The sequence below is a fragment of the Burkholderia sp. CCA53 genome (genome assembly GCF_001685525.1).
Lineage (GTDB): Bacteria > Pseudomonadota > Gammaproteobacteria > Burkholderiales > Burkholderiaceae > Burkholderia > Burkholderia multivorans.
Window position 1 is genome coordinate 1011154 of record NZ_BDDJ01000001.1, and the last position, 24362, is coordinate 1035515.

Here is a 24362-nt window from a genome sequence, read left to right on the forward strand (position 1 = left end):
CTTGATCTGGAAATTCATGCGGCGACGCGGGCGGCCGTTTCGCCGACCAGCGCCCCGAAAACCGATGCGCCCTGCTCGGCCGGCGCGGCCGCCGCGCGGAACACGCCGAACAGCTCGCGCCCGAACCCGACCTCGTTGTCGGCCTGATGCTGCGGCTGCGCGACGGGGCGCGCCTCCCATTCGGCGGCGTCGACCTCGATGTCGAGCACGCCGGCTTCCGCATCGATCACGAGCAGGTCGCCCGTCTTCACCTTGCCGATCGGGCCGCCCAGCAGCGCTTCCGGCGACAGATGGATCACGGCCGGCACCTTGCCCGACGCGCCCGACATGCGCCCGTCGGTGACGAGCGCGACGTGGAAGCCCTGATCCTGCAGCACGCCGAGCAGCGGCGTCAAACGATGCAGCTCCGGCATGCCGTTCGCACGCGCACCCTGGAAACGCACGACCGCGACGAAATCGCGCTTCAGCTCGCCGCGATCGAACGCTTCCTGCACCGCTTCCTGCGAGTCGAACACGATCGCCGGCGCCTTCACCTTGCGGTGCTCGGGCGCGACGGCCGAAATCTTGATCACGCCGCGGCCGAGCCGGCCCTGCATCAGACGCAGGCCGCCGTCCGGCTGGAACGGATCGCGAATGCTGCGCAGCACCTTCGTGTCGTGGCTCTCGGCCGCGCCGTCGACCCACGTCAGCTTGCCGTCGATCAGCTTCGGCTCCTTCGTGTAGTGCGACAGCCCCTTGCCGGCGACCGTCGTCACGTCTTCGTGCAGCAGGCCGCCTTCGAGCAGATTGCGCACGAGGAACGCGACGCCGCCTGCCGCGTGGAAATGGTTCACGTCGGCCTTGCCGTTCGGGTAGATCTTCGCGAGCAGCGGCACGACGGCCGACAGTTCGTCGAAGTCGTTCCAGTCGATCAGCACGCCAGCCGCGCGCGCGATCGCGACGAGGTGTAGCGTATGGTTGGTCGAGCCGCCGGTCGCGAGCAGCGCGACGATGCCGTTGACGATCGCCTTCTCGTCGATCACGTGGCCGATCGGCGTGTACTGGCCGCGCTCGACGGTCAGATCGAGCACGCGGCGCGCGGCTTCGGCCGTCAGCGCGTCGCGCAACGGCGTGTGCGGATGGATGAACGCGGCGCCCGGCAGATGCAGCCCCATCAGCTCCATCAGCATCTGATTGCTGTTCGCCGTGCCGTAGAACGTGCAGGTGCCGTGACCGTGATAGGCGGCCGACTCGGCTTCGAGCAGCGCGTCGCGGCCGACCTGGCCCGTCGCGAACTGCTGGCGGATCTTCGCCTTGTCGTCGTTCGACAGGCCGCTCGTCATCGGGCCGGCCGGCACGAAGATCGTCGGCAAGTGGCCGAACTGCAGCGCGCCGATCAGCAGGCCCGGCACGATCTTGTCGCAGATGCCGAGGCACAGCGCCGCGTCGAACATGTTGTGCGTGAGCGCGATTGCCGTGCCCATCGCGATGGCCTCGCGCGAGAACAGCGACAGCTCCATCCCCGGATTGCCCTGCGTGATGCCGTCGCACATCGCCGGCACGCCGCCCGCGAACTGCGCGACGCCGCCGTTCTCGCGCGCGGCGGCCTTGATGATGTCGGGGAAGTCCTTGTACGGCGCATGCGCGGACAGCATCTCGTTGTACGACGAAACGATGCCGATATTCGGCTCGCGAATCGCCTTGATCGCGAATTTGTCGCTGCCCTCGAGACCCGCGAAGCCGTGCGCGAGGTTCGCGCACGACAGCGCGCCGCGCGCCGGGAACTTGCCTTGCGCGCCGTCGATGCGCTGCAGATAGGCGGAACGGGTCGATTGGCTGCGGGCGATCACGCGTTCGGTGACTTTCGCCAGAGTGGGATGCAGCGACGTCATGCTGGGCGCTCCTGTATGCCGGCCGCGCCGGCGGTTGGAATCGTGGGGACGGTCGATGCGTCGACCGAACGAACGCAGTCTAGTAGAAAAACTACACACGCGCAATGCGGTTTCGTCGTCGTGCAACGCGCATTCCCGCTAAGAGCCAATACCAGATTAGTGAAAACCCTTATCCCGATGATCGCCTCTCGCGGCAAACCGTGCGGTTTCCGCTAGCATTTTCATGTAGATTTTCTACAATTCGACTGCGATACACTCGCTCATCCGAACCCGATTTCCTGCCTCTGCCCCATGTTGCCCCGTATCGAAGCGATCCGCGCCGAACTGCGCCCGTCCGAGCGCAAGCTCGCCGACTACATTCTCGCCGCGCCGCGCGAGGTGCTCGACCTCGCGATGACCGAGCTGTCGGCACGCGCGGGCGTCAGCCAGCCGACGATCGCGCGCTTCTGCCAGGCGCTCGGCTGCAGCGGCTTTCGTGAGTTCAAGATCCGGCTCGCGCAGAGCGTCGCGCCCGGCGTGTCGTCGGTCTATCGCGACGTCGAACCCGACGAGCCGGCGCCCGGCATCATCGGCAAGGTGTTCGATCGCACGATCGGCGCGCTGATCGAGGTGCGCAACAGCCTGTCGGCCGGCAGCGTCGCCGAGGCGATCGCGCTGCTGTCGAATGCGTCGCGCATCGAGTTCTACGGTGCGGGCGGCTCGGGCATCGCCGCGCAGGACATCCAGCACAAGTTCTTCCGGCTCGGCGTGCCGAGCGTCGCGTATTCGGATCCGCACACGTTCTCGATGTCGGCCGCGCTGCTCGGCCCGCAGGACGTCGTCGTCGCAATCTCGAACACGGGCCGCACGCGCGACATCGTCGACGCGGCGCGTGCGGCGCTCGCGTGCGGCGCGAAGGTCGTCGCGATCACGCACAGCCACTCGCCGCTCGCGAAGCTCGCGACCGTCAGCCTCGCATCGAACATCGCGGAGGAAACCGACGTGTTTTCGCCGATGACGTCGCGCATGTCGCACCTCGCGATCGGCGACATCCTCGCGGTCGGCGTCGCGCTGTCGCGCGGGCCGGCGCTGATGGAACGCGTCGGCCGCGCGAAGGAAGCGATCACGCGCCGCCGGATCGACGACGGCGCGAAGGACTGAGGGCTCGCCGCGCACGACGCAAAAACAAACGGCGCCCCGAAGGGCGCCGTGCGCTTGCCGCGTATCGTCGGCCTGCGCCGCTCAGAACGGCTTGATCACGACCAGCGCGACCGCAGCCAGCATGCCGAGCACCGGCAGTTCGTTGAACACGCGATACCACTTGTCGGTGCGACGGTTTTCGCCGCGCTCGAACACCTTCAGCAGATGCCCGCAGTACGCGTGATAGACGATCAGCAGCAGCACGACCGTCACCTTCGCGTGAATCCAGCCCTGCCCCTGTCCGATGCCGATCACGAGCCAGAGCCACAAGCCGCATGCGAGCGCCGGCACCGCAATGAACGTCATGAAGCGAAACAGCTTGCGCGCCATCAGCAGCAGCCGGCGCACCGCGGCCGGATCGGTTTCCATCGCGAGGTTCACGTAGATGCGCGGCAGATAGAACAGGCCCGCGAACCACGCGGCGATCAGAACGATATGGAAGGTCTTGATCCAGAGCATCGCCATCGGTTTGCGCCTCGCTTCGCGTTACTGCCGGCCTTCGCCGTGCCCCAGCACGACGTACTTCAGCGACGTCAGCCCTTCGAGGCCGACGGGGCCGCGCGCGTGCAGCTTGTCGTTCGAGATGCCGATCTCGGCGCCGAGGCCGAACTCGAAGCCGTCCGCGAACCGCGTCGACGCGTTGACCATCACGCTCGCCGAATCGACTTCACGCAGGAAGCGCATCGCACGGTCGTGATCCTCGGTGACGATCGCATCGGTATGATGCGAGCCGTAATGGTTGATGTGCTCGATCGCCGCATCGAGCCCGTCGACGATCTTGATCGCGAGCACCGGCGCGAGATATTCGGTGTGCCAGTCTTCTTCGGTCGCGTCGACGAGCGGGCCGACGCCCGCATCGGCGAGCACCGCGCGCGCGGCCGCATCGACGCGCAGCTCGACCTGCTTGTCGCGATACAGCTTGCCGAGCGGCGGCAGCACCTTCGCCGCGATGCCGCTCGCGACGAGCAGCGTCTCCATCGTATTGCAGGTGCCGTAGCGGTGCGTCTTCGCGTTGTCGCAGACGGTCAGCGCCTTGTCGAGATCCGCGCGATCGTCGACGTAGACGTGGCAGATGCCGTCGAGGTGCTTGATCATCGGCACGCGCGCTTCGTTGATCAGTCGCTCGATCAGGCTCTTGCCGCCGCGCGGCACGATCACGTCGACGTATTCGGTCATCGTGATCAGCTTGCCGACGGCCGCGCGATCGGCCGTCTCGACGACCTGCACCGCATCGTGCGGCAGCCCGGCCGCCGCGAGCCCTTCGCCGATCAGTTTCGCGAGCGCGGTGTTCGATTCGAGCGCTTCCGAGCCACCGCGCAGGATCGTCGCATTGCCCGATTTCAGGCACAGTGCGGCCGCGTCGATCGTCACGTTCGGGCGCGACTCGTAGATGATCCCGATCACGCCGAGCGGCACGCGCATCTGACCGACCTGGATCCCGCTCGGACGGTACTTCAGATTGCCGATCTCGCCGATCGGATCCGGCAGCGACGCAACCTGGCGCAGCCCTTCGACCATCGTCTTCAGTGCCTTGTCGGACAGCGTCAGCCGATCGACGAACGCCGCATCGAGCCCCTTTTCGCGCGCCCGCGCGACGTCGCGCGCGTTCGCGTCCTTCAGCGCCTGCGCATCGCGCTCGATCGCGCGCGCGACGGCCTCGAGCGCCGCGTTCTTCGCGGCGGTGCTGGCGCGCGCCATCGCGCGCGACGCGTGCCGGGCGCGGCGGCCCAGGTCGGTCATGTACTGATCGATATCCATCGTGTGACTCGAGAAGCGAGCCGCGTGGCGCGGCATGAATTCGTGGGGCTGGCGTGGCGCGGCGCCCGGTGCGGCAGCGGGCAGGCTGCGCCAGCTTCGGAGCATTGTAAGCGGGTTGCGATGCGTACGCTGAGGCCCGGAACGGGACCTAACGCCGCACGCGACCCGCGGTCGGCGGTCGCTCGTGCTGCGGCCCGGCGACCGTCATCGCAAGCTGAAACAGCCCGTCCCACGGATCGGGCGGCGGATCGTCGTGCGTGCGGCGGCCGGGCGTCACGGCGGCGAGACCCTTGACCTGCCGGTCGAGCTTCGCGGCAAACGCGAGCGCCTTTTCGAGCACGGCCTCGGACACGCGGTTCAGCGCCGGACCGATCAGCCGCTCGCGCGGGCCCCATACGCGGTTCTCGCGCAGCAGCGTCGCGAGCGGCTTGCCGGCCGCGGTGCCGCGCTTGATCCGCAGCAGCGTGCGCAACTCCTCGACGACGGCCCACATCACGAGCACGATCGCCTCGCCCTCGCCCTTGAGCCCGTCGATCATCCGCGCGAGCCGCGCGGCGTCGCCGGCAAGCATCGCTTCGTTCAGCTTGAACACGTCGTAGCGCGCAACGTTCAGCACGGCATCGTGCACCTGCTCGAACGACAGCACGCCCTGCGGATAGAGCAGCCCGAGCTTCTGGATTTCCTGATGCGCCGCGAGCAGGTTGCCCTCGACGCGCTCGGCGATGAACTGCAGTGCGCGCCGGCCGTCGTCGCCGGGCGCGACGCGCTGCCCCTGCATCGCGAGACGCTGGCCGATCCAGTTCGGCAGCTGCGCGCGGTCGACCGGATCGATCTTCAGCGCGACGCCGCCGTTCTGCAGCGCGGTGAACCACGCGGACTTCTGCGTGGCCGCATCCAGACGCGGCAGCGTGACGAGCATCAGCGCATCGGGATTGTCGGCGGCCGCCAGCGCCTTCAGCGCGTCGGCCCCTTCCTTGCCCGGCTTGCCCGACGGAATGCGCAGCTCGATCAGCTGGCGCTCGCCGAACAGCGACATCGCCTGCGTCGCGCCGAGCAGCACGCTCCAGTCGAAGCCGCGCTCGACCGTATGCACCGAACGCTCGGTGAAGCCGGCGGCGCGCGCGGCCGCGCGAATGCGGTCGCACGCCTCCTGCGCGAGCAGCGGCTCGTCGCCGTAGACGGTGTAGAGCCCGGCCAACCCCTTCGCGAGGTGCGGCTCCAGTGCATCAAGTCGCAATTGCATCGGTGCGTGCGGCGCGGATCAAAGCGGCGGCGGCGGCAGCGGCGCGCGCGGCGCGACGCCCGGCACCACGTCTTCCGGACGCGGTGTCAGCGAATGCACGATCGCGAGGCGGCGCATCAGCTGATCGACCGCGTCGTTCTGCATGTCCGCGTACAGGATGTCCGCTTCCTGCGCCTTCGCGTTCGTGTACTGGTCGCTGTACGTCATCGCGCGGTTCAGCGCGATCGCGCTCGGCGGAATCAGCACGGTGCCGTCCTTGCTCGTCAGCGTGTAGTTCAGCGTGTAGAACAGCGCGTATTCCTGTGCGGAACCGTACTGGTTCAGCGTCAGCGTGTTCTGGCCGCGCGATTCCCACATACGCAGCACGGCATCGGCATCGTCGATCGACTTGACGATCTTCGTGTCGCTGCCGCCCTCGACGAGGCGCGTGAGCCGCGCCGACACCGGCGCCGGCGCACCGGCGATCAGCAGGTGCTTGAACGCGTAGTCCTGCTGGCCGCGCAACTGGAAACCGCATGCGGACAGCGCGACCGCGCTGCCGACGAGCATCAAAAACGATCTGCGGATCACCTTGGCTCCTTCTGTGTACGCCCGACGGCCGGCGGCCGTCAGACGACGATGTTCACGAGGCGGCCCGGCACGACGACGATCTTCTTCGCCGGCTTGCCTTCGCCGAACTTCGCGAACGCGTCGTCGGCCAGCGCCGCGGCTTCGATCGCCTCGCGGCTCGCGTCCTTCGCGACCTTCAGCGCGCCGCGCACCTTGCCGTTCACCTGCAGCACGAGTTCGATCTCGGCCTGCTCGAGCGCCGCCTCGTCGACCTTCGGCCACGGCGCGTCGAGCAGCGGACCGAATTCGTCGGCATAGCCGAGCGCCTTCCAGAGCTCGTACGTGACGTGCGGAACCACCGGATACAGCACGCGCAGCAGCACGCCGTACGCTTCGCGCAGCACGGCCGGCGTCGCGCTCTTCGCACCGTCGATCGCGTTCAGCATCTTCATCGCGGCCGACACGACCGTGTTGTATTGCAGACGCTGATAGTCGAAGTCGGCCTGCTTCAGCACGCTGTAGATTTCGCGGCGCAGCGCCTTGTCGGCGTCGCCGAGCGCGGCCGCATCGAAGCCCGCGCGCGAGGCGAGCGCTTCGCGGTTCGCATAGCCGAAGCTCCACACGCGGCGCAGGAAGCGGCTCGCGCCTTCGACGCCGGCGCCCGACCACTCGAGCTGCTGCTCGGGCGGCGCGGCGAACATCGTAAACAGGCGCGCGGTATCCGCGCCGTACTGGTCGATCAGCACCTGCGGGTCGACGCCGTTGTTCTTCGATTTCGACATCTTCTCGATGCCGCCGAGCACGACCGGCTGGCCGTCGGCGTTCAGCGTCGCGCCGACCGGGCGGCCCTTGTCGTCGTGCGTGACCGTCACGTCGGCCGGGTTGTACCAGGTCTTCTTGCCCGCCGCGTCCTCGCGATAGTACGTCTCGTTCAGCACCATGCCCTGAGTGAGCAGGTTCTTCGCCGGCTCGCCGAACTTCACGAGGCCGAGGTCGCGCATCACCTTCGTCCAGAAGCGCGAATACAGCAGGTGCAGGATCGCGTGCTCGATGCCGCCGATGTACTGGTCCATCGGCATCCAGTAGTCGGTGCGCGCGTCGACCATCGTCTCGGCGTCCGGCGCCGTGTAGCGCGAGAAGTACCACGACGAATCGACGAAGGTGTCCATCGTGTCGGTTTCGCGCTTCGCGGCCGCGCCGCACTTCGGACACGTGCAGTTCAGGAACGCTTCGGACTTCGCGAGCGGGTTGCCCGAGCCGTCCGGCACGAGGTCTTCCGGCAGCACGACGGGCAGGTCCTGTTCCGGCACCGGCACGTCGCCGCACGACGGGCAGTGGATGATCGGGATCGGCGTGCCCCAGTAGCGCTGGCGCGAAATGCCCCAGTCGCGCAGACGCCACGTGACCTGCTTGTCGCCGAAGCCGCCCGCCTTCAGGTCGGCCGCGACCGCATCGACGGCCGCCGCGTAGCCGAGGCCGTCGTACTTGCCGCTGTTGATGCAGACCGCGATGTCCTTGTCGCCGTACCACTCCTGCCAGGCGTCGAGCGAGTACGTATGGCCTTCGGCCGCGATCACCTGCTTGATCGGCAGGCCGTACTTCTTCGCGAACGCGAAGTCGCGTTCGTCATGGCCCGGCACACCCATCACGGCGCCTTCGCCGTAGCTCATCAGCACGTAGTTGCCGATCCACACCTCGACCGGCTCGCCCGTCAGCGGATGCGTGACCGAGAAGCCGGTGGCGACGCCCTTCTTCTCCATCGTCGCCATGTCGGCCTCGGCGACGCCGCCGCGCTTGCATTCGTCGATGAACGCCTGCAGCTCGGGCTTGCCCTGCGCGAGGCGCGTGGCGAGCGGATGCTCGGCCGCGATCGCGCAGAACGTGACGCCCATGATCGTGTCGGCGCGCGTCGTGAACACGCGCAGCAGCTGCTTCTCGCCGTCGAGTTCGTACGGGAAGCCGAAGTTCACGCCGAAGCTCTTGCCGATCCAGTTCTGCTGCATGATCTTCACGCGCTCGGGCCAGCCGAGGCCGTCGAGGTCGTTCAGCAGCTCGTCCGCGTACTGCGTGATGCGCAGGTAGTACATCGGGATTTCGCGCTTCTCGACGAGCGCGCCCGAGCGCCAGCCGCGGCCGTCGATCACCTGCTCGTTCGCGAGCACGGTCTGGTCGACCGGATCCCAGTTCACGGTTCCCGTCTTCTTGTATGCGATGCCCTTCTCGAGCATCTTCAGGAACAGCCACTGGTTCCACTTGTAGTAGTCGGGCTTGCAGGTCGCGATTTCGCGCGACCAGTCGATCGCGAGGCCCATCGACTGCATCTGGCCCTTCATGTAGTCGATGTTGTCGTAGGTCCACTTCGCGGGCGGCACGCCGTTGGCCATCGCGGCGTTCTCCGCGGGCATCCCGAACGCGTCCCAGCCCATCGGCATCAGCACGTTGTAGCCGTTCATCCGCAGATAGCGGTACATCACGTCGTTGATCGTGTAGTTGCGCACGTGACCCATGTGCAGCTTGCCGGACGGATACGGCAGCATCGACACGCAGTAGAACTTCGGCTTCTGCGCGTCTTCCTGCGTCTTGTAGGCATCGGCTGCGCGCCAGTCGCCCTGGGCGGCGGCTTCGACGTCGGCGGGTACGTATCTCTCGTGCATGGTGTGGTTCGGACTAGGCTTTATGCGACGCGACGGCTCGCGCGCGGAGTGGATCGAAAATCGTGCTGGCCCGGCGCAGGAACAGGCGGGCCGTGCCGGGCCCGGCCGCCGGTGCCCGGTGCATCGCCGGAACGCCCACGCGGGCTCCGGATGACCAGGACAATCCTGCCGACCGGGAAAAACGTCGATTATACCGCCCGCGCCGGCGCGTAAGGCCGGTGTCGCGGGCATCGCGCATCGCGGCCGCGACGGCCACGAGCGCTGCGGGCGGCGTCAGTGCGCGGCCGGCGCAGCGGGCGCGGCCGGCCCTGCGGTGCCGGCGGGCGGCATGTCGGTGACGAAGCCGATCCGCGTGAGGCCCGCGGCCTGCGCGGCGCCCATCACCTGCGCGATCACGTCGTAGCGCGTCGCGCGCGACGCGCGCAGCCGCAGCTCGGGCGGCGCAGCGCTCGCGGCGGCCTGCCGGAAGCGCGCGGGCAGCGCCTCGAGCGCGATCGGCGTGTCGTTCCAGTACAGCTTGCCCGCATCGTCGATCGACAGCGTGACCGACTGCGGCGTGTCGCGCGCGACGCTTGCCGCGACCTTCGGCAAGTCGAGCCGGATCGCGTGCGTCATCAGCGGCGCGGTGATGATGAAGATGACGAGCAGCACGAGCATCACGTCGATCAGCGGCGTCATGTTGATCTCCGCCATCGGCGCGGACGTCTTGTGGTGCTCGAGTCCGCCGAATGCCATGAGCGTTCCTCCGGGAAGCGGGCGTCACGCGGGCTGCGCGCAGACGAACACGTGCAGATCGCGCGCGAAGCCGTCGAGTTCCTCGGCGAGTTGCCGGACGAGCCGCCCGAGGATGTTGTACGCGAGCACGGCCGGAATCGCGACGACGAGCCCGAACGCGGTCATGATCAGCGCTTCGCCGACCGGCCCCGCGACGTTCTCGATCTGCGCCTGCCCGCTCGCGGCGATGCTGCCGAGCGCATGGTAGATGCCCCATACGGTGCCGAGCAGCCCGACGAACGGCGCCGTGCTGCCGATCGACGCGAGCAGCACCTGACCGAATTCGAGGCGCCGCTGCGAGCGCAGCATCGCATGACGCAGCGCGCGCAGCACGCGTTCGCTGCGCTCGACGCGCGCGGCCAGCGCGGCCGGCTCATGTTCGTCGGCCGCGTCGCGCGCGGCCTCCGCGAGCGGCACGAACACGCGCTCGCGATCGGCACCGGCCAGGGCGGCGATGCCCGACTCGAGCGACGACGCGCGCCAGAACGCCGCGAGCGCACGTGGCCCCTGCCGCTTCGCGCGCACGAGCAGCCATGCCTTCATCAAGAGGAAGCACCAGCTGGCGATCGACATCGCCAGCAGCACGTAGGCGACGGCGTGCGTGATCGCATCGCCGCTTTCGAGGTAGTGGACAACGCCGGTGGGAATGGCCATCGGGGTTCCCCGTCGCGTCAGCGCAGGCCGAGCACGTCCTGCATGTCGAACAGGCCCGCATCGCGCGCCGACAGGAAGCGCACGGCACGCAGCGCGCCCTGCGCGTACGACACGCGGCTCGACGACTTGTGGGTAATCTCGATCCGCTCGCCGATGCCGGCGAACAGCACCGTGTGATCGCCGACGATGTCGCCGCCGCGCACGGCCGCGAAGCCGATCGTCGACGGATCGCGCTCGCCCGTCACACCGTGGCGCCCGTACACCGCGCAGTCGTCGAGCGAGCGGCCGAGTGCGCCGGCGACCGCTTCGCCCATCATCAGCGCGGTGCCCGACGGCGCGTCGACCTTGTGGCGGTGGTGCGCCTCGATGATTTCGATGTCGTAGCCGTGCGAGAAGTGCTTCGCCGCGAATTCGAGCAGCTTCAGCGTGACGTTGACGCCGACGCTCATGTTCGCCGCGAACACGATCGCGACTTTCTCGGCGGCCGCATGAAGCACGGCCTTCTGCTCCGCCGTGAAGCCGGTCGTGCCGATCACGAGCTTCACGTCGTGGCGCAGCGCGGCCTCGACGTGCGCGAGCGTGCCTTCCGGACGCGTGAAGTCGATCAGATAGTCGGCCTGCGCGAACACCGCGTCGATGTCGTCGGTCAGCTTGACGCCGGTATCCTTGCCGAGGAACGCGCCGGCGTCCTGACCGAGCGACGGCGAGCCGGCGCGGTCGAGCGCGCCGACGAGCTGCGCGTCGGCATCGTTGAGAACGGCTTCGATCAGCATCCGGCCCATCCGGCCCGATGCGCCGGCAATCGCAATCTTCATGGCTTTCTACACGACAGGTCTAAAGGCAGGCGGCGCGGGCCGCCCCGGTTGCACGCGCGCACCGCTTACTGCGACTGCGCGGGTGCGGTGAGCGGCTGGTTCTGCAGCGTGTCGGACCCTTGCGGGCCGACCGGCGGCGCCGCTTCGTTCGAGACGTTCGGCTGCGGCGGCCGATGGAACTGGAACTGCGGCTGGATCGCCGGCACGGCGCCCGGCGGCTGGCCGCCCGGCACCGGCGCACCGCCCGATGCCTGCGCGGACGGCGTGAAGTGCCGCGTAGCGGAGCCCTGGCCGGAGACCTGATTGGTCGCGCGGTTAGCCGCGCGCGCCGCCCGCGCGTTCGCATCCTGATCGACGACCTCGCCGACCGACGTCGGCGCGCTTGCCGTCGTGACCGCACTCGCGCCGCTCGCGGCCGCGGCGGCGGCCGCCTTGTCCTTCGCCGCTTTCTTGCCGCGGCGGTCGCCGTCGATGTCGGCGAGCAGATCGAGCTCGGACGGCAGATTCTCGGCACCGGTCCAGCTCGCGAGGCGATCGCCCGAGAACGTCAGCACGAGATCGCGCTGCTGGACGACCGACGTCGAGCCGCGCTTGAAGTAGAACAGGTAATCCCAGCGGTCGGCGTGGAACATGTCCGTCAGCAGCGGCGTGCCGAGCAGCGCGCGGACCTGCTCGCGCGTCATGCCGGTCTGCAGTTGCGCGGCCTTCTCCTGCGACACGAAGTTGCCTTGCACGACGGTGATCCGATAAGGCGTGATGCTCTGCGCGATGCGCTGCGTCACGCTGTCGTACGACGAACAACCAGCCAGCGCGGCAACGGCGGCGGCAGCGATGATGGCACTCCGCATGCGGCTCCTCTGAAAGTGCGAAAGAGATTCTGGAATCATTTCCCTCACCGTGCTGGCCCGCGTCGCAGGCCGCGCGTGTTTCTGGAACGGCGAAAAGCCGGTAACATTGAAGCCCTGCATTGTACTCTAGGGACGCCTAGCCATGACCAATCCGACGGATCTCAAGAATATCGGGCTAAAGGCCACCCTACCGCGCCTCAAGATTCTCGAGATCTTCCAGCAGAGCCCCGTGCGGCACCTGACCGCCGAAGACGTCTACCGCAACCTGCTCAACGAGCAGCTCGACATCGGGCTCGCCACCGTCTATCGCGTGCTCACGCAGTTCGAGCAGGCCGGGCTGCTGTCGCGCAGCAACTTCGAATCGGGCAAGGCCGTGTTCGAGCTGAACGAAGGCTCGCACCACGACCACCTCGTCTGCCTCGACTGCGGGCGCGTCGAGGAGTTCTTCGACGCCGAAATCGAAAGCCGCCAGCAGGCGATCGCGAAGGAGCGCGGTTTCCGCCTCCAGGAGCACTCGCTTGCGATGTACGGGTCGTGCACCACCGAAAACTGCCCGCACCGCAAGCACTGACCGACAGCAGCGCCGATGCGCACACGGCCCGGCCGGCATGTCGCCGCCCGGGCCGTCTGTTTTTCCGGCGGCCGTTCGGCCGCCGCGCGCGTCAGAGCGCGCCCGCGCAAGCCGGCTCGAATTCGAGCGCCCAGGCGCCGTCGAGCGGGATCTCGTCGCAGTTCGGCTGCGGGCCGCCGCGATCGACGATCACGAAGTCGCTGACCGCGTCGAGCGCGAGCAGCGGATGGTGCCACACGCCTTTCGCGTAGTTGACGCCCTGCCAGCCTTCCGCGAGGAACGCGCGCATCGCGTCGGGCCGGAACTCGCCGGCCGGCGCGACGACGACCGCGTAGCGCGACACCGCCGCCAGCGGAATGAACGCCTGGCTGCCGTGCGGATGGCGCTCCATCAGCGTGAGCGCGACGGGCAGCGCACGCGGCTGCGCGCGAAACACGCTGACGAGCGGACGGCCGCCGTCCGCGCAGACGTCGATGTTCGCGAGATCGTGGAAGCGCTCGGTCGTGCCGCCGTTGATCGGGAAATGCCGGGCGCCTTCGAGTGCGATCACGTCGCCGAACGGCGCAAATGCTTCGCGGGTCAGACGCTCGACGCGCAGAGTATGCAAGCTGCTCATCGCCACTCCCTCGTCAGGCCGGTTCGCCCCACAGACGCAGCCGCGACACGCCGCCGTCCGGGAAGATGTTGAAGCGCACGTGCGTGACGGGGCCGAGCGCCGCGAGATCGCCAAACGTGTGCACGCTGTCCATCGACAGCTTCTGCTCGCCGAGCAGTTCGGGCCAGAACATCGCCTGCGTGACCAGCGAATCGTCGGTGCCGCCCGTGACGTGCGCGGCCTGCAGCGAACAGCGGTCCGGGAAGTTGCCCTTGAAGAACGCGGTATCGACTTCGACGCGCCGGATGATGCCCGGCCGCGCCAGCGCGACGATCGCCCAGTCGTTGCCGGGCTCGCGGCGGCGCCGCGTCTCCCAGCCGTCGCCCATGTTCGCGCCGCGCCCCGGCATCAGCATCTGCGAGGCGGCACCGAAGTGCTGGTTGTTCGCGGCGACCAGATAGGCGCCGTTCTCGATCGCGGCCAGATCGACCGGTTCGCCTGCCGGCACGCGGCTCCAGTCGCGCTGCGGCTGCCCGTACACGCGCAGCCGCGCGAGCCCGCCGTCCGGATACAGGTTCACGCGCAGATGCGTGTACGGCCGCGCATCGGCGACCTCGACGTAGTGATGCGCGTTGCCCTGCAGCGTCGTCGCAGCCACGATGGTGTGCCATTCGGCGTCGTCCGACGGCGTGTCGCCGTCCGCGAAGCAGGCGTCGATCGACGCGGCCGGCGGGAAATTGCCGGTGAAGTGACTCGTATCGAGGTCGACGCCGTGGATCACGCCCGGCCGCGCGAGCCGCACGACGCAGAAATCGTGACCGGTCGTGCGCTTGCGGCGCGTCTCCCAGCCGTCCATCCACTTGCCGTGATCGTCGTACTTGCCGGGGATGAACACGGCCGGCTCGGGGTTCAGCATGCGCTCCTTCGGCGCGAAGAATTCGTCGCTCGCGAACAGCGCAGCGGCGCCCAGGCGCGGATCGGCGAGATTCATGTAGCGCCGCGTGAAGGCCGGCGCGTTCGGGTCGAGAATGGGGGCTGCCATGTCGTCTCCAATTATCGGCTGCACGTCGCGCGTCGCCGCGCGCGCCAGCCTGGCGAAGCAGGCCGGTGCGGCGGGCGCGTCACGCTTGCCCGCCTCCGTAGCCCGCCGTCCTGATGAAATGCCGGCGCATCGCTGCGCCGGCCGGTTGCAACGTGCGCGGACGGTCCGGGGCAGACCGCCGCGCGGCGCTCAGAGCGCGTGAGCCTGGTCGCCGGCGACCGGCGTCGCGCCGTCCTCCTCGGCCGGCACGTAGCGCAGCTCGCGGTTCAGCACGCGCTTCGCACGTGCGCGGTCGATGTCGTTCTCCCACACCGCGACCACGACCGTCGCGACGCAGTTGCCGATCAGGTTCGTCAGCGCGCGGGCGATCCCGACGAACCAGTCGACCGGCAGGATCAGCACGAGGCCCAGCACCGGAATCGCCGGAATCGCGGACAGCGTCGCCGCGAGAATCACGATCGCCGAGCCCGGAATCCCGTGCGCGCCCTTCGACGTGATCATCGACACGATCAGGACCACGATCAAATCGTGCGCCGACAGCGGCGTGTTGGTCGCCTGCGCGATGAACAGCACCGCGAGCGTCAGATAGATCGAGAAGCCGTCGAGGTTGAACGAATAGCCGGTCGGGATCACGAGGCCGACGGTCGAATCCTTGACGCCCATGTATTCGAGCTTGCGCATCACCTGCGGCAGCACCGCGTCCGACGAAGCCGTGCCGAGCACGATCGACAGTTCCTCGCGCAGGTAGCGGATCAGCTTGAACACCGAGAAGCCGGCGAGCCGCATCACGATGCCGAGCACGACCGTGACGAACACCGCGCAGCTCACGTAGAACACCGCGACGAGATAGCCGAGCTGCTTCAGCGATGCGACGCCGTACTTGCCGGTCGTAAACGCGATCGCGCCGAGCACGCCGAGCGGCGCGAGCTTGATGATGAAGCCGATCACGCGGAAGAACACGTGCGACAGCTCCTCGATCAGCCCGTTCACGCGCTTGGCCTTGTCGCCGAGCAGCGACAGCGCCGAGCCGAACAGCACCGCGAACACGAGGATCTGCAGGATGTCGCCCTTCGCGAATGCGTCGATCGCGGTGTCGGGGATGATCTTCATCAGGAAGCCGGCCGTGTCCTTCAGGCTCTCTGCGTTCTTCGCGTACGACGCGAGCGACGACGCGTCGAGCGAGTGCAGGTTGATGTTCATCCCTTCGCCCGGCCGCGTGAGCCACGCGAGGACGAGCCCGATGCCGAGCGCGAGCGTCGTCATCACCTCGAAGTAGACGACGGCCTTCAGGCCGACGCGGCCGACCTTCTTCAGGTCGCCCGCATTGGCCATCCCGCTCACCACGACGCAGAACACGATCGGCCCGATCACCATCTTGATGAGCTTCAGAAAACCGTCGCCGAGCGGTTTCAGCGACTCGGCGAAATGCGGGAAGAACGCGCCGAGCGCGACCCCGAGGATCAGTGCGATCACGACTCGACCAAACAGCGAATTGAGGAACTTTGACACGGCGCTCTCCCGAGATGGGTTGCAGTTTCGTCTGTTCATACTGGTAAGACCAGTGATGTTATGGTCGATAGTAGGAAGCCGATATAGTCGCGTCAAGGCTCGTCAAAATAGGGATTTCCCGCCCCGCAGCCGAACTGGTGCGACGCGGAAAACCGGCCGTGTCGTGGCTTTCCCGTAGCCGCGGATGCGCGGCGCCGGCGCGGTTTACAATGCCGGTCAGACCGGCCATCGTTCACCTCATGAAAAACGTTCCGCATACCGTGACCGACGCCGCCATCGCGACGATCCGCGACCGGATCGAGGCAGGCGTGTATCCGGTCGGCAGCCTGCTGCCGGCCCAGCGGCAGCTCTCCGAGGAGCTGGAGATCAGTCGTGCGTCGTTGCGCGAGGCGCTGTCGACGCTCGAAGCGCTCGGCATGCTGCGCATTCGCGCCGGCAAGGGCGTGTATGTCGAAAGCGCGCGCGCGACCACCGCCCATGCGTGGCAGTTCGCCGAACAGTCGTCGCCGCCCGACACGTACCAGATGCGCTACGCGCTCGAAGGCTTCGCCGCGCGGATGGCCGCGCGCGTCGTCAGCGACGACGACATCGCGTGGTTCGAAGACAATCTCGCCGATCTGCACGTCGCGCTCACCGAGAACGCGCTCGAGGACGCGTCGCAGCTCGACTTCGAGTTCCACATGCGCATCATCCATCTGGCCGGCAATGCGGCGATCGAATCGGTCCTGCGCAGCAGCGCGGACATCATGAAGGAAAGCCAGCGCATGCCGTTCTACCGGCGCGAGCTGCTGCTGTCGACCTGGCACGAGCATCGCGCGATCGTCGATGCGCTGAGTGCGCGCGACGCGGCCGCGGCCGGCACCGCGATCGAAACGCACATCTCGAATGCCGCGCAGCGCGCGGGCATCTTTTTCCCGACACCGGACGCGTAAGCGCCGCCTACACCCTCGACGCCGGCGACGGCACGCGATACGCGAGCGCGCACTCGATGAATGCGCGCGCCGCGACGCTGCGATAGGCGCCCTTGCGCGTGAGCAGCGCGGCCGTGCGCGTCGGCAGCGGCGGGTCGACCGGCAGCGCGCACAGCTCGTCGCTGCCGCGCGCGACCGCGTCGGGCAGCACGGTCGCGAGCCGTCCGCGTCGCACGAGTTCGAGCACCGCGCTGACCGTGTTCGTCTCGATCGCGATCCGCGGCTGCGCGCGATGCTCGACGAAATAGCGGTCGATGCGCTCGCGCGTCGCAAAGGCGCGGCTCAGCAGCACCAGCGGCTCGCCGCTCAGCTCGGCCGGCGTGAGCGCGCGGCGACGGCGCGCGAGCCGATGCGTGCGCGCGGTCACGAACGCGAGCGATTCGTCCCAGAGCGGCAGCGCGTCGATCTCCGGCGCGCGCGCCGGCACGAACGCGAAGCCCGCATCGAGACGGTCTTCGACGAGCAGCGCCTCCATGCGCGCCTGCGGCATCGCGTCGATCGTCAGCACGACGTTCGGATACGCGGCATGAAACGCGTCGACGAGCGAGCCACTCAGATAGGCCGCGAAGGTCGGCATCATCGCGAGCCGCAGCGAGCCGGTCGCGAGATCGGCCGCATCGTGCAGCGCACGCGCGCCCGCGTCGAGCGCGTGCAGCGCCGCGCGTGCGTGCTTCGCGTAGACGTCGCCGAATTCGGTGAGCCGCACCGTGCGGCCCGAGCGGTCGAACAACGGCACGCCGAGCGTTTCCTCGAGCTGGCGAATCTGCTGCGACAGCGTCGGCTGCGACACATGCAGCGCATCGGCCGCGCGCGTGAAACTGCCCTGCTCGGCGACGGCCAGGAAATAGCGGATGTGACGAAGCAGCATGGCGGCTCAAGTATTGGTTTTACCAATGCATCGTATAAGGATCGAGTCTTGGACGCTATGACTCGATTTCCGCATCATACGCACATCCGCTCCGCGCAACGCACTCGCCGTCGCGCCCCGGGGCGGCCCGGCGCAGCTGTGCAGCGCTCGGCCGCTTCGTGTGCGCAATGCGCGAGGTCTGCGGTCTCCGTGGCCGGCCGCCGCATCGGTTGCGCCGCAAGCGGCTCCGCCGTTCCCTTGACCCGCGCCGCCGACGGCCAGCGCCGCCGGCCGCCGCTTTTTTTGCGACCATGAAACCGTCTTCCGATTCCCATCCGCCGCTGACACGCGGCATGACGCTGCTGTTCGCCTGCGCGTGCGGCATCGTCATCGGCAACATCTACTACGCGCAGCCGCTGCTCGCCGCGATCGCGCACAGTTTCGGCCGCGCACCGGCCGAGCTCGGCTATCTCGTCACGCTGACGCAGATCGGCTACGCGGCGAGCCTGCTGCTGATCGTGCCGCTCGGCGACGCGCTGAACCGCCACACGCTGATCGTGCGGCTACTCGCGCTGAACGTCGTTGCGCTGGTCGGCGTCGCGTTGAGTACGCAGTTTGCGATGTTCGTCGCCGCGAACGTCGCGCTCGGTTTCGTCACCTGCTCGACGCAGCTGCTCGTGCCGTTCGCCGCGTCGCTCGCCGATGCGCGCACGCGCGGCCGCGCCGTCGGCACCGTGATGAGCGGGCTGCTGCTCGGCATCCTGCTTGCGCGCGTCGCCGCGGGCGCGATCGCCGACTGGTTCGGCTGGCGCGCGGTCTACGCGATCGCCGCGGTGATGGTGCTGGCGCTGACGGTCGTGCTGGCCGTGAAGCTGCCGAAGGATCGCCGCGACGCACGACTCGACTATCCGGCGCTGATGAAATCGCTTGCCGCGCTCGTGCGCGCGCAACCGCTGATCGCGCTGCGCTCGGCATACGGCGCGCTCGTGTTCGCGTGCTTCAGCCTGCTGTGGACGGGCCTCACGTTCCTGCTCAGCCAGCCGCCCTACGGCTACAGCGAAGGCCGGATCGGCCTGTTCGGCATCGTCGGCGCGGTGGGCGCGCTCGCGGCGACCTCGGCCGGCCGGCTCGTCGATCGCGGTCACGGCAACGCGGCAACGGGACTCTTCGCAGCCGCCGTGCTCGCCTCGTTCGCGCCGATCGCCGCCGGTGCGCATTCGCTCGCCGCGCTGATCGCCGGCATTCTGTTGCTCGACGTCGGCGTCCAGGGCATGCACATCTCGAATCAGAGCGTGATCTACGCACTCGCCGGCGACGCGCGCAGCCGCGTGACGACGATCTACCTGACGAGCTATTTCGTCGGCGGCGCGCTCGGGTCGTTCGCGGCGAGCGTCGCGTATGGCCTCGACGGGTGGCGCGGCGTGTGCGCGGCAGGCGGCGTGCTTGGCGGCGTGCTGGTTGCGGTGTGGCTCGCGTCGCAGCGCGTCGGCGCGCGCGAGGTCGCGCAGTGATGTGATCGGGTGCGGGGCGTGTGGTGGGTGGGTCCGGGTTGGGGGAAAGCGCTTCGCGCGTTTCGGCGGGCGTCGCTTGCCGCCCGAAGCGGCACTTCCCGTTTCTCGAAATCGGTCAACGGGGCGGTCAGTTTGGCGTTCAAGTCCTTCGTGCGACGCTTCGATCGCTGGCGCGCGGCACGTCCGGCCTCCGTCAGCCACAGGCGCGAAGCGCGGCCGGCCGTCTCGTCCGCGCGACGCTCGATCAATCCCGCCTTTTCGGTCAGGTCGGCAAGACCGCTCATTCCCGGCGCGCCGAGATCCAGCGCGGCACCGGCCTCGCTCATGAGCGCGCCGTTGTGCTCGCCCGGAAAAAACAGCAGCCCTGCCTGGGCTGCAGTGACGCCGCCCGCGGCCGCACGCATTTGCGACCACCGTTGCAGCCGGCGCTGTCCGACATTCAATAGATAGACGAGACGATGCTTCATTGACGAGCAGATATCAGCCGACGGAGTTAGTTCGCGTGCGAATTGCATCACTCGCCTCCAGCGACATTTCCGTAGCGGCCGCATCGAACGTTGGACACATTCCCCGACACGCCCTACCGAAATCCACACCGAACAAAAAAGCCCGGCCGGAAAACCGGACCGGGCTTGCATGGCGCACGCGCCGCCGCATAACGGCGGCGCGCGACGCGATACTTACTTCGCGTTCGCGAACGCGACTGCCGTATCGAGCATGCGGTTCGAGAAACCCCACTCGTTGTCGTACCAGCTCGACACCTTCACGAGGCGGCCCGACACCTTCGTCAGCGTCGCGTCGAACGTCGACGAAGCCGGGTTGTGGTTGAAGTCGACCGACACCAGCGGCGCGTCGTTGTAGCCGAGGATGCCCTTCAGTGCGCCTTCCGATGCTTCCTTCATGATCGCGTTCACTTCCTCGACCGTCGTGTCGCGCTTCGCGATGAACGACAGATCGACGATCGATACGTTGATCGTCGGGACGCGGATCGCGTAGCCGTCGAGCTTGCCGTTCAGTTCCGGCAGCACGAGGCCGACCGCCGACGCCGCACCCGTCTTGGTCGGGATCTGGCTGTGCGTGGCCGAACGCGCGCGGCGCAGGTCTTCGTGATAGACGTCGGTCAGCACCTGGTCGTTCGTGTAGGCGTGGATCGTCGTCATCAGGCCGGTTTCGAGGCCGATCTTGTCGTTCAGCGGCTTGACGAGCGGCGCGAGGCAGTTCGTCGTGCACGATGCGTTCGAGATCACCGTGTGCTCGGCCTTGAGCACGTTGTGGTTCACGCCGTAGACGATCGTCGCGTCGACGTCCTTGCCGCCCGGCGCCGAGATGATCACCTTCTTCGCGCCGCCCTTCAGGTGCGCGCTCGCCTTTTCCTTCGACGTGAAGAAGCCCGTGCACTCCATCACGACGTCGACGCCGAGCTCGCCCCACGGCAGTTCGGCCGGATTGCGATTCGCGAGCACGCGGATCTTGTCGCCGTTCACGACGAGGTAGTCGCCGTCGACCGACACTTCGCCCGGGAACTTGCCGTGCGCGGTGTCGTACTGCGTCAGGTGCGCGTTCGTCTTCGCATCGCCGAGGTCGTTGATCGCGACGATCTCGAGATCGTGCTTCTTGCCGTTTTCATAAAACGCGCGCAGCGTGTTGCGGCCGATGCGGCCGTAGCCGTTGATTGCGACGCGAATCGTCATGGTCTATCTCCTGATGGCTGAAAAAATTCGTTTCGTGCAGCTTCACGTGCGACGCGCGCGAGGGGCGGCGCGCGTCGCGAATGTTTTGATTGCTCAGGCGAGCACGGCCTTCACGGTGTCGACGACGTGGTCGACGGTGAAGCCGAAATACTTGAACAGCACGCCGGCCGGTGCCGATTCGCCGAACGTGTCGATCCCGACGACGCCGCCTTCGAGGCCGACGTACTTGCGCCAGAAATCGGTCACGCCCGCTTCGATCGCGACGCGACGCACGCCGTGCGGCAGCACGCGTTCCTTGTATTCGGCATCCTGGCGGTCGAACACGGTGGTCGCCGGCATCGACACGACGCGCGCGGCGATCCCTTGCTGCGCGAGCGGCTCGACGGCCTTCATCGCGAGTTCGACCTCGGAGCCCGTCGCGATCAGGATGATCTTGCGCGCGACGACTTCCTCGTCCCAGTCCTTCAGCACGTAGCCGCCCTTCTCGATGTTCGCGATCTGCGCGTCGGTGCGCGGATTGAACGCAAGGTTCTGGCGGCTGAAGATCAGCGCCGACGGACGATGGGCCGCGACCGCGTGCGTCCATGCGACGGCGGTTTCGACCGTATCGGCCGGACGCCACACGTCGAGGTGCGGAATCAGGCGCAGGCTCGACACGTGCTCGACCGACTGGTGCGTCGGGCCGTCTTCGCCGAGGCCGATCGAGTCGTGCGTGAACACGAAGATCGACGGCACCTTCATCAGCGCAGCCACGCGCAGCGCGTTGCGGCTGTAGTCGGAGAACGTCAGGAACGTGCCGCCGAACGGCTTGTGGCCGCCGTGCAGCGCGAGGCCGTTGATCGCGGCGCTCATGCCGAACTCGCGCACGCCGTAGTTGATGTGGTTGCCGAGCAGCACGCCCGCGCCTTCCGGATTCGCGCGCACGGCCTTCGAGGCCTTCCAGTTCGTCAGGTTCGAACCGGTCAGGTCGGCCGAGCCGCCGAGCAGTTCCGGCAGCACCGCGGCCAGCCCTTCGATCGCCTGCTGCGATGCCTTGCGCGTCGCCACCGTCTCGGCGCGCTCGTTCGCGCCCGCGACGATCGCCTTCGCCTTCTCGGCCCAGTCGGCCGGCAGCTGGTTTGCCATGCGGCGCTCGAATTCGGCCGCTTCCTGCGGATACTTCGCGCGATACTGCGCGAACGCGTCGTTCCACGCCGCTTCGGCACGCTTGCCGGCTTCCTTCGCGTCCCATGCCGCATAGACTTCCTGCGGAATCACGAACGGCTCCCACTTCCAGCCGAGCGCTTCGCGCGTCTTCGCGATTTCTTCCGCGCCGAGCGCCGCGCCGTGCACGTCGTGGCCGCCCGCCTTCGTCGCCGCGCCCTTGCCGATCACCGTCTTGCAACAGATCAGCGTCGGCTTGTCCGACTGCTTCGCCTTCGCGATGGCCGCGTCGACGGCATCGACGTCATGGCCGTTCACGTTCGCGATCACGTTCCAGCCGTACGCTTCGAAGCGCTTCGGCGTGTCGTCGTGGAACCAGTTGACGACGTCGCCGTCGATCGAGATGCCGTTGTCGTCGTACAGCGCGATCAGCTTGTTCAGCTTCAGCGTGCCGGCGAGCGAGCAGGCCTCGTGCGAGATGCCTTCCATCAGGCAGCCGTCGCCGAGGAACACGTACGTGTAGTGATCGACGATCTTCGCGTCCGGACGGTTGAACTCGTCGGCCATCAGCGCTTCGCCGAGCGCCATGCCGACCGCGTTCGCGAGACCCTGGCCGAGCGGGCCGGTGGTCGTCTCGACGCCCGGCGTGATGCCGTATTCGGGGTGGCCCGGCGTCTTCGAGTGCAGCTGGCGGAAGTTCTTCAGCTCTTCGATCGGCAGGTCGTAGCCGGTCAGGTGCAGCAGCGAGTACAGCAGCATCGAGCCGTGACCGTTCGACAGCACGAAACGGTCGCGATCCGCCCAGTGCGGGTTCGTCGGGTTGTGCTTCAGGTGGCGCGACCAGAGCGCCACGCCGATTTCGGCCATGCCCATCGGCATGCCCGGGTGACCGGAGTTCGCTTGCTGGACGGCGTCCATCGCGAGCGCACGGATCGCGTTGGCCATCAGGGTAGTGGAGGCGGGAGACGAAGTCGTCATGTCGAGTCCGGAGAACGAGTCGAGAAAACGGGAGCACGGCGGCATCCGGAAGCTCGCGCATCGACCGTTCCCGGCGCGCGGTGCGGCGCCTGACGGACGCGAAGCGGACGGAGCCTACGGACGGGGCTGCAAAGCTCGTCATTTTAACAGATGGGCCGGGATTTCCCCGGCGCATCGGCTTGTTCCGGCACGGTTTTCCGCGAAAGCGCGCGCCTCCTATAATTCAGGCGTTGGAACTGCCCGCCTCGCGCGGCCCGCCCGTGAGCACGACCCTCCTCTTTCATCCGACACCCGACGCCACCTACGGCTTTCCGAATGCGCGCCGCCTTGCGCGCGTCGCGTCCGCGCACCAGCAGATCGAAGTCTGGGAAACCGCGCAGCTCGGCCGGCTGTTCACGCTCGACGGGCGGCCGATGACGTCCGTCGGCGACGAGTACGTCTACCACGAGTGCATGACGCATCCGGCCGCGCTCGCGCACCCGGCGCCGAAAAAGGCGCTCGTGCTCGGCGGCGGCGACGGCGGCGCCGCGCGCCAGCTGCTCAAGCATGCATGCATCGAACGGATCGTCGTCGCCGAGCTCGACGACGAAGTCGTCGGCATGGCGCGCCGCTATCTCGACGACGTCCATCAGGGCGCGCTGGACGACCCGCGCGTCGAACTGGTGATCGGCGATGCCGCCCATTTCGTCGAATCGACGGTCGAGCATTTCGATCTCGTCGTGTTCGATCTGACGCCGCCCGATTCGCCGGCCGCCGGCCTCTATACGCGCGCGTTCTACGCACGGCTCAAGCGCATCCTGACGCCGCGCGGCGCGGTGTCGATGCATCTCGGCTCGCCGCTGTTCCATGCCGCGCGGATCGCCGCGCTGCTCGAGGATCTGCGTGCGAGCTTCGCGGTCGTCGATCCGCTCTCCGCGCACGTGCCGCTGTACGGCTCGCAATGGCTGATGGCGATTGCGAGCGACACGCTCGACGCGGCCGCGCTGTTCGCGCACGACATCGACGAACGGCTCGCCGCGCGCCGCATCGAAGGCCTGCGCTACTACGATGCGCGGCTGCATGCGGCCCTTTTTGCGCTGCCGCGCGCGCTGCGCGATACACTGGGCGCTCGCCGCTGAGCGTACGCTTCGCACGCGCGCGCCGCTTCGCGCGATGCGCC

Annotated in this window: 21 protein-coding genes and 1 pseudogene; 5 read left to right on the forward strand and 17 right to left on the reverse strand. The window is 67.9% G+C overall.

What is annotated here, in order from left to right:
* Nucleotides 1-14: 14 nt before the first annotated feature.
* Complete coding sequence (gene edd, locus BCR55_RS04670; RefSeq protein ID WP_006407565.1) at nt 15-1871, reverse strand: phosphogluconate dehydratase; 1857 nt, start codon at nt 1869-1871, stop codon at nt 15-17.
* Nucleotides 1872-2162: 291 nt separating this feature from the next.
* On the opposite strand from edd, the gene BCR55_RS04675 reads away from it, so the two are divergent.
* Nucleotides 2163-3011 carry a MurR/RpiR family transcriptional regulator gene (locus tag BCR55_RS04675; RefSeq protein ID WP_006407566.1) on the forward strand — a complete coding sequence of 283 codons (849 nt, stop codon included), beginning with the start codon at nt 2163-2165 and terminating at the stop codon, nt 3009-3011.
* Nucleotides 3012-3092: 81 nt separating this feature from the next.
* Here BCR55_RS04675 and BCR55_RS04680 read toward each other — a convergent pair whose 3' ends face one another.
* From BCR55_RS04680 to BCR55_RS04720, 9 genes are all read right to left on the reverse strand, one after another.
* Nucleotides 3093-3515 carry a CopD family protein gene (locus BCR55_RS04680; RefSeq protein WP_006400340.1) on the reverse strand — a complete coding sequence of 141 codons (423 nt, stop codon included), beginning with the start codon at nt 3513-3515 and terminating at the stop codon, nt 3093-3095.
* A gap of 21 nt (nt 3516-3536) precedes the next feature.
* Nucleotides 3537-4808 carry a glutamate-5-semialdehyde dehydrogenase gene (locus BCR55_RS04685; protein WP_006407567.1) on the reverse strand — a complete coding sequence of 424 codons (1272 nt, stop codon included), beginning with the start codon at nt 4806-4808 and terminating at the stop codon, nt 3537-3539.
* A 148-nt stretch (nt 4809-4956) separates the two neighbouring features.
* Nucleotides 4957-6051: a DNA polymerase III subunit delta gene (gene holA, locus BCR55_RS04690; protein WP_006407568.1), complete on the reverse strand. Its 1095-nt coding sequence runs from the start codon at nt 6049-6051 to the stop codon at nt 4957-4959.
* Nucleotides 6052-6069: 18 nt separating this feature from the next.
* Nucleotides 6070-6621 (reverse strand): LPS assembly lipoprotein LptE, encoded by a 552-nt coding sequence (lptE, locus tag BCR55_RS04695; protein WP_006400343.1) that lies wholly within the window; start codon nt 6619-6621, stop codon nt 6070-6072.
* Between the two features lie 38 nt (nt 6622-6659).
* Nucleotides 6660-9254 carry a leucine--tRNA ligase gene (gene leuS / locus BCR55_RS04700; RefSeq protein ID WP_053297641.1) on the reverse strand — a complete coding sequence of 865 codons (2595 nt, stop codon included), beginning with the start codon at nt 9252-9254 and terminating at the stop codon, nt 6660-6662.
* A 273-nt stretch (nt 9255-9527) separates the two neighbouring features.
* Nucleotides 9528-9989 carry a biopolymer transporter ExbD gene (locus tag BCR55_RS04705; RefSeq protein ID WP_006407570.1) on the reverse strand — a complete coding sequence of 154 codons (462 nt, stop codon included), beginning with the start codon at nt 9987-9989 and terminating at the stop codon, nt 9528-9530.
* Between the two features lie 24 nt (nt 9990-10013).
* Nucleotides 10014-10682, reverse strand: coding sequence for a MotA/TolQ/ExbB proton channel family protein (locus tag BCR55_RS04710; protein WP_006407571.1), 669 nt, complete (start codon nt 10680-10682; stop codon nt 10014-10016).
* A 17-nt stretch (nt 10683-10699) separates the two neighbouring features.
* A complete protein-coding gene (gene dapB / locus BCR55_RS04715) occupies nt 10700-11497 on the reverse strand; it encodes a 4-hydroxy-tetrahydrodipicolinate reductase (protein WP_065494252.1) in 798 nt (265 codons plus the stop codon).
* A 65-nt stretch (nt 11498-11562) separates the two neighbouring features.
* Nucleotides 11563-12345 (reverse strand): outer membrane protein assembly factor BamE, encoded by a 783-nt coding sequence (locus BCR55_RS04720; protein ID WP_006400348.1) that lies wholly within the window; start codon nt 12343-12345, stop codon nt 11563-11565.
* Between the two features lie 142 nt (nt 12346-12487).
* On the opposite strand from BCR55_RS04720, the gene fur reads away from it, so the two are divergent.
* Nucleotides 12488-12916 carry a ferric iron uptake transcriptional regulator gene (gene fur / locus BCR55_RS04725; RefSeq protein ID WP_006400349.1) on the forward strand — a complete coding sequence of 143 codons (429 nt, stop codon included), beginning with the start codon at nt 12488-12490 and terminating at the stop codon, nt 12914-12916.
* 91 nt (nt 12917-13007) lie between these two features.
* Here the strand turns inward: fur and BCR55_RS04730 are convergent, their stop codons facing one another.
* The 3 genes from BCR55_RS04730 to BCR55_RS04740 all read right to left on the reverse strand — a co-directional run bounded on the left by BCR55_RS04730 (nt 13008) and on the right by BCR55_RS04740 (nt 16062).
* Complete coding sequence (locus tag BCR55_RS04730) at nt 13008-13532, reverse strand: ureidoglycolate lyase (RefSeq protein ID WP_006407573.1); 525 nt, start codon at nt 13530-13532, stop codon at nt 13008-13010.
* 13 nt (nt 13533-13545) lie between these two features.
* Nucleotides 13546-14553: an allantoicase gene (gene alc / locus BCR55_RS04735; protein ID WP_065494253.1), complete on the reverse strand. Its 1008-nt coding sequence runs from the start codon at nt 14551-14553 to the stop codon at nt 13546-13548.
* 189 nt (nt 14554-14742) lie between these two features.
* Nucleotides 14743-16062, reverse strand: coding sequence for a C4-dicarboxylate transporter DctA (locus BCR55_RS04740; protein WP_006400352.1), 1320 nt, complete (start codon nt 16060-16062; stop codon nt 14743-14745).
* Between the two features lie 209 nt (nt 16063-16271).
* Between BCR55_RS04740 and BCR55_RS04745 the strand changes: the two genes are divergently transcribed.
* Nucleotides 16272-16994: a FadR/GntR family transcriptional regulator gene (locus BCR55_RS04745; RefSeq protein ID WP_081336714.1), complete on the forward strand. Its 723-nt coding sequence runs from the start codon at nt 16272-16274 to the stop codon at nt 16992-16994.
* 7 nt (nt 16995-17001) lie between these two features.
* Here the strand turns inward: BCR55_RS04745 and cynR are convergent, their stop codons facing one another.
* A complete protein-coding gene (gene cynR / locus BCR55_RS04750; RefSeq protein ID WP_006407576.1) occupies nt 17002-17901 on the reverse strand; it encodes a transcriptional regulator CynR in 900 nt (299 codons plus the stop codon).
* Nucleotides 17902-18191: 290 nt separating this feature from the next.
* Between cynR and BCR55_RS04755 the strand changes: the two genes are divergently transcribed.
* Nucleotides 18192-19391: an MFS transporter gene (locus BCR55_RS04755; RefSeq protein WP_053297644.1), complete on the forward strand. Its 1200-nt coding sequence runs from the start codon at nt 18192-18194 to the stop codon at nt 19389-19391.
* 104 nt (nt 19392-19495) lie between these two features.
* Here BCR55_RS04755 and BCR55_RS30175 read toward each other — a convergent pair.
* The 3 genes and pseudogenes from BCR55_RS30175 to tkt all read right to left on the reverse strand — a co-directional run.
* Nucleotides 19496-19858 (reverse strand): annotated as a pseudogene (locus BCR55_RS30175) (MarR family winged helix-turn-helix transcriptional regulator); the annotation flags it as partial.
* A gap of 213 nt (nt 19859-20071) precedes the next feature.
* Nucleotides 20072-21082, reverse strand: a complete 1011-nt coding sequence (gene gap / locus BCR55_RS04760) for a type I glyceraldehyde-3-phosphate dehydrogenase (RefSeq protein WP_006407578.1) — start codon at nt 21080-21082, stop codon at nt 20072-20074.
* Between the two features lie 93 nt (nt 21083-21175).
* Nucleotides 21176-23248, reverse strand: a complete 2073-nt coding sequence (gene tkt, locus BCR55_RS04765; protein ID WP_006400360.1) for a transketolase — start codon at nt 23246-23248, stop codon at nt 21176-21178.
* A 215-nt stretch (nt 23249-23463) separates the two neighbouring features.
* On the opposite strand from tkt, the gene speE reads away from it, so the two are divergent.
* The gene (gene speE / locus BCR55_RS04770) at nt 23464-24321 is read left to right on the forward strand and encodes a polyamine aminopropyltransferase (protein ID WP_006407580.1); all 858 of its coding nucleotides are present in this window, start codon (nt 23464-23466) and stop codon (nt 24319-24321) included.
* Nucleotides 24322-24362: the final 41 nt, after the last annotated feature.